This window comes from Actinomadura sp. KC06, from assembly GCF_004348735.1.
Lineage (GTDB): Bacteria > Actinomycetota > Actinomycetes > Streptosporangiales > Streptosporangiaceae > Spirillospora.
Genome location: NZ_SMKT01000301.1, coordinates 1 through 5,081 on the forward strand (window position 1 = coordinate 1; position 5,081 = coordinate 5,081).

The 5,081-nt window shown below is 70.4% G+C and carries 5 protein-coding genes; all 5 read left to right on the top strand.

What is annotated here, in order from left to right; genetic code table 11:
* The first annotated feature begins 118 nt into the window (after positions 1–118).
* Positions 119–565: a nuclear transport factor 2 family protein gene (locus tag E1287_RS41895; protein ID WP_131971475.1), complete on the top strand. Its 447-nt coding sequence runs from the start codon at positions 119–121 to the stop codon at positions 563–565.
* A 33-nt stretch (positions 566–598) separates the two neighbouring features.
* A complete protein-coding gene (locus E1287_RS41900) occupies positions 599–2,476 on the top strand; it encodes an acyl-CoA dehydrogenase (RefSeq protein ID WP_131971477.1) in 1,878 nt (625 codons plus the stop codon).
* Positions 2,477–2,482: 6 nt separating this feature from the next.
* Positions 2,483–4,237 carry a fatty acyl-AMP ligase gene (locus E1287_RS41905; RefSeq protein ID WP_131971479.1) on the top strand — a complete coding sequence of 585 codons (1,755 nt, stop codon included), beginning with the start codon at positions 2,483–2,485 and terminating at the stop codon, positions 4,235–4,237.
* Between the two features lie 85 nt (positions 4,238–4,322).
* The gene (locus E1287_RS41910) at positions 4,323–4,904 is read left to right on the top strand and encodes a PadR family transcriptional regulator (RefSeq protein WP_131971481.1); all 582 of its coding nucleotides are present in this window, start codon (positions 4,323–4,325) and stop codon (positions 4,902–4,904) included.
* Positions 4,901–5,081, top strand: a 181-nt coding sequence (locus E1287_RS41915; RefSeq protein WP_131971483.1) for a hypothetical protein, incomplete at its 3' end; no start/stop codon positions are given. The genes E1287_RS41910 and E1287_RS41915, both read left to right, overlap by 4 nt.

The following is a 5,081-nucleotide window of genomic DNA, read 5'->3' on the forward strand; positions in this document are numbered from 1 at the left end:
CGGCCCCCCGCCTTCCGATCCCGTGTCCGGTTCCGCGGACAGCACGCCCCCCGCTGACAGCGTCCCGCCCCAGACGACGAACTGACCCGTCCGACGGCGGGTGAAGGGAGCAGCTCAGGTGACGGCCCGCGGAACGTTCCGGAAGGCGGTGGAGGCCAAGGACCTCGCCGCGATCACCAGCGCGCTCGACCCCGGCATCGAGTTCCACAGCCCGGTGATGGTGCGGCCCTACCTCGGCCGCGACTCGGTCACCGCGCTGCTCGGCGTCCTGCTGGAGGTCTTCGAGGACTTCCGGTACACCGACGAGCTGGTGACCCCCAGGCCGTCCGGCGACCTCGCCGCGAGCGGCGGCCCCCCGGCCGTGGCGCTGATCTTCACGGCCCGGGTGGCGGGCAAGGCCGTCCAGGGGCTCGACCTGCTCAGGTTCGGTGACACCGGCCTCGTCACCGGACTGACCGTCATGGTCCGCCCCCTGCCCGCCGCGATGACGCTCGCCCGCGTGGTCGGGCGGCGGATGGAGGCGGCGGAGGGATCGGGAGGCCCGTCCGACCCTGTTCAGCACTAGAGCCCGGCCCACCTCTAGAAAGTTGAAGGAAGAATGGACAGCAAGATCCCCGCGAACCCCGTTCCCCCCGCGAACCCGGTTGATCTGGCGAGTGCCGTTCCGGCGCCGCGCCACCCGCGGCTCCGGCCCGGACGCGCTGAGCCGCCGCCCCCGGGATCTGAGCCCGGTGAGCCCGGCCTGTCGCCCGCGCATCGCATCGCGGCCGATCTGGACCGGCGGCTCGGTGACCCGATGGACGACGCCGCCGGGCCCTTCTCCTACAAGGCGATCGTGGAGGCGGAGGAGCGCGACGAGCTTCCGCCGGGTGCGGTCGACACCGTCCGGGCCTGGGGTTTCCCGAAGTATCTGGTGCCGAGCGGCCTCGGCGGGAGGCTGACGACGCTGGAGGAGCTGTTCTTCGTCACGCGCGGCATCTCGCGCCGCAGCGTGACCGTCGCGGTGATGTACGGGTCGGGGCTGCTGGCGGTGAACCCGGTGTGGCTGTGGGGGGACGACCGGCAGCGCCGCACGGTCGCCGACGGCGTCCTGAACGGCGACCTGGCCTGCTTCGGCGTCTCGGAGGCCGATCACGGCAGCGATGTGATGGCGTCGGAGTCGGAGGCCGAGCCCCAGGGCGACGACCTCGTCCTGACCGGGACGAAATGGCCGGTCGGCAACGCCACCCGCGGACGGTTCGTGACCACCTACGCCAAGACCGGCGCGCGGGACTTCTCGCTCATCCTGGTCGACAAGAACGAGCTCGACCCTGACACGTGGTCGACGCTGCCGCCGGTGCGGACGGTCGGGCTGCGCGGCCACGACCTGAGCGGCGTCGCGTTCTCGGGGGCGCGCGTGCCGGCCGACCGGGTGATCGGGCGGCGCGGGTCCGGGCTCGTCCAGACGCTGAAGACGCTGCAGATCACCCGGACGGCGATCGCCGCGCTGTCGGTCGGGACGATGGACGCGGTGGTCCGCATCGGGATGGAGTACTCGCGGCGCCGCACCCTCTACGGCTCGGACATCTACCAGATCCCCGTCATCCGCGACCATCTGGTCAAAGCGCATCTGGACCTGCTGATCGCCGAGTGCGTCGCGATCCCGGTGGCGCGCTGCCTGACGGTCGCGCCCGGACGGCTGAGCCTGTGGTCGTCGATCGTGAAGTACTTCGTCCCGGTTCTGGGCGAGGAGGTCGTGGCCAGCATCGGGACGGTCCTGGCGGCGCGCGGCTACCTGCGCGAGGGCGTGGCGCACGGCGTGTTCCAGAAGCTGCAGCGCGACCACGCGATCGCGAGCATCTTCGAGGGCACCACCCACGTGAACCTCGCCAACGTCGCAGGCCAGCTCCCATTCCTGATCGAGCCGCCGGAGGAGACCGGGGGCGAGGACGAACTGCTCGCCGAACTGTTCTCCTGGACGCGCACGCCGCCCGCCTGGACTCCGGACGGCCGCCTGCTCCAGCTCACCAACGAGGGCCGCGACGAGATCGGCCAGCGCTTCGAGGTGATGTCGGAGGAACTGCTGACCGCGGCCAACGCCCATGCCGCGCCCGGCGTCGCCGCGGAACTGAAGGAACTGATGTCGGGCATCGGCGGCATGCGCGCCAAGGTGGAGCAGGGCATCAGGGCGAGCGAGGGCGACACGTCGTCGGTGGCGGCGCTGGCGCGCGCCAAGCGGTACTGCGATCTGCACGCGATGTTCTCGTGCGTCCTCACCTGGCTGCACAACCGCCACCAGTTCGGCGGACCGTTCGCCGACGGGCAGTGGCTCGTCCTGTGCCTGCAGCGCCTGCTGCAACGCGCGCAGCCCGACACCCTCCTGTCGGAGGAGTTCCTCCCGTCCCTGGAGGACGCGATGTTCCGCAACTTCGACGACGCCCGCTGGTTCTCACTCCTGTCGTTGGCCGAACTGCTGACCGACGCAGAGAACGAGTGACCGGCGATGCAGCAGCATCAGGATTTCGTGTCGCTTGTGCGGGAGAACGTCCACGCGCACGGCGACGACCGGTCGTTCACCTTCATCAGCGAAGAACGGCTCGGGAAGTACAAGGAGAACGTGCTCGGATTCGCCGAACTCGACCGCGAGGCCCGCGCGCTGGCCTGCCGCTTACAGGCCCGCGGCCTGCAGGACAGGGCCGTCCTGCTGCTGTATCCCGAGGGGCTGGAGTTCCTGACGGCGTTCCTCGGCTGCCTGTACGCGCGTGCCATCGCCGTCCCCGCGCCCTTGCCCGACCTGGACGCCGGACGGTTCGGCCGCACCCGCCGGATCATCGAGGACGCCGACATCGCGCTCATCCTCACCGACACCGCCCACCTCGCCGCCGTCGAAACCTGGCTGGACGGCGCCGACCTGGAGCGACGCGTCCACGCCCTCGACACTCAGACCGCCGACGCCGACCCCGTCGACCCCGCCGGTTGGACGCCGCCGGAATTCCGCCCGGACACGCTCGCCTTCCTCCAGTACACCTCCGGCTCGACCAGCGAACCCAAAGGCGTGATGATCACCCACGGCAACCTGCTGTGCAACGGCGAGGAGATCGAACGCCGCATCGCGGGGACGCCCGACACCGTCGGGGTCGGCTGGGTGCCGCACTACCACGACATGGGCCTGGTCGGTCAGGTCCTGCAACCGCTCTACCTCGGCTGCCGGTACGTGTTCACCTCGCCGATCACGTTCATCAAACGTCCCGTGCTGTGGCTGGAGCTGATCACCCGGTACCGCGGCACGATCACCGTCGCGCCGAACTTCGGGTACGAGCTGGCGCTGCGCCGCGTCACCGACCGCCAGCTGGACGGCCTGGACCTGTCGTCCCTGCGCGTCGTCAAGAACGGCGCCGAACCCGTCCGGGCCGCGACGCTGGAGCGGATGACCGAGCGTTTCGCGCCGGTCGGGTTCCGGCCCGGCATGTGGATGCCCTGCTACGGCATGGCCGAGACGACGCTGCTCGTCACCGCCGCGCCCCTCGGCGCCGGTCCCGTCGTCCGCGACTTCGACGCCGAAGCCCTCACCCTCGACAAGGCCGTCCCCGCCCCGGAAGGCACCGGTGCGCGGCGGCTGGTGAGCTGCGGGCGTCCCGTCACGCTGGACGTCGGCGTCGTCGATCCCGACACCCGCGCCCGGCAGCCGGAGGGGCAGGTGGGGGAGATCTGGGTCCGCGGCGGAAGCGTCGCCCGGGGATATTGGGAGAACCCGGCCGCCAGCCGCGAGACCTTCGGCGCGCGCACGTCCGACGGGGAAGGCCCCTACCTCCGGACGGGCGATCTCGGGTTCATCGCCGACGGCGAGCTGTTCGTCACCGGACGGATCAAGGACCTCATCATCGTCAACGGACGCAACGTCCACGCCCACGACATCGAGGAGGCCGCCGGGGCCGCCCATCCGGCGGCGCTCACCGGCGCGGCGTTCACCCTCGACGAGGACACAGACCAGGAACACGTGGTGCTCGTCCAGGAGATCAGCACCAGGGTCGCCGCCGGGACGCCGCTGGGCGAGCTGGCCTCCCTCATCAAGACCAACGTCGCCCGCGCGTTCGAGCTGCCCGCGCTGAGCGTCGTCCTGGCCGGACGGGGCGCGGTCCGCCGCACGACCAGCGGAAAGACCCAGCGCCGCCAGACCAGGGACGCCCTCCTCCGCGGCCAGATCACCGGCCTCGCAGGTGACCTGGAACTTCTCAGCGGACCGGAAAAATCGCCCTAACCAATCCTAGTCAAAAGCATGACTATTCATGTCGTTGTCTGCTACCGTCGGGTTCACCCTGAGTCAAGGCGGGGAGAGAAGGCCGATGGCGCTACGTCACGCGGTGCTGGCGGCGCTGCTCGATGGCGAGTACAGCGGCTACCAGCTGGCCAAGATCTTCGATTTGTCGGTCTCCAACTTCTGGCACGCCGTACCGCAGCAGCTCTACTCGGAGCTGTCGAGGTTGGAGACGGAAGGTCTGATCAGCGGGCGGCAGGTCATCCAGCACGACCGTCCCAACAAGCGCGTGTACACCGTCACGCAGGCCGGCCTCGAGGAGCTCGAACGGTTCGCGGCCACCCCCGCCAAGCCAGGGATCATCCGCGAGAACCTGCTCGCCATGGTCCAGGCCGTCGACCACATCTCCGCGTCCGCCGTCATCGCGCAGCTCGAAGACCGGGCGGTGGCGTCCGCCGCCAAGATCGAGGTCTTCGAGCACACCATGAAGCACCTGCGCGGCGACCTGGACGAGGAGACGTTCCTGCGGACCGGCTCCCCGGTCGGCCCGTACCTGACCTGCATGCGCGGCCTGCGCTTCGAGCAGGAGAACTACGAGTGGTTCACCAGTACCGCCCGGCTGCTGCGCACCCGGGCGGGCGCCCATGCCGAGGAAGGCGAACCGTCATGACCGCCCCCTCGGTCGAGACGGCTCAGAACGAGACGGCTCAGAACAAGACAGTGCACGTCGTCAAGGTCGTGCACACCGTCGAGACCGAGCGCACGGCGCGTCGCCGGGCCCGCGTCCTCGACCCCCGTGCCGCCGCATGCCCGAACGGCGGCGGCACCCGCACCAACCCCCTAGCCC

Excerpts from the sequence above, each read along its gene's own strand:
- E1287_RS41900 (WP_131971477.1), top strand. The coding sequence starts at position 599 with ATGGACAGCAAGATCCCCGCGAACCCCGTTCCCCCCGCGAACCCGGTT.
- E1287_RS41905 (WP_131971479.1), top strand. The coding sequence starts at position 2,483 with ATGCAGCAGCATCAGGATTTCGTGTCGCTTGTGCGGGAGAACGTCCAC.
- E1287_RS41910 (WP_131971481.1), top strand. The coding sequence starts at position 4,323 with ATGGCGCTACGTCACGCGGTGCTGGCGGCGCTGCTCGATGGCGAGTAC.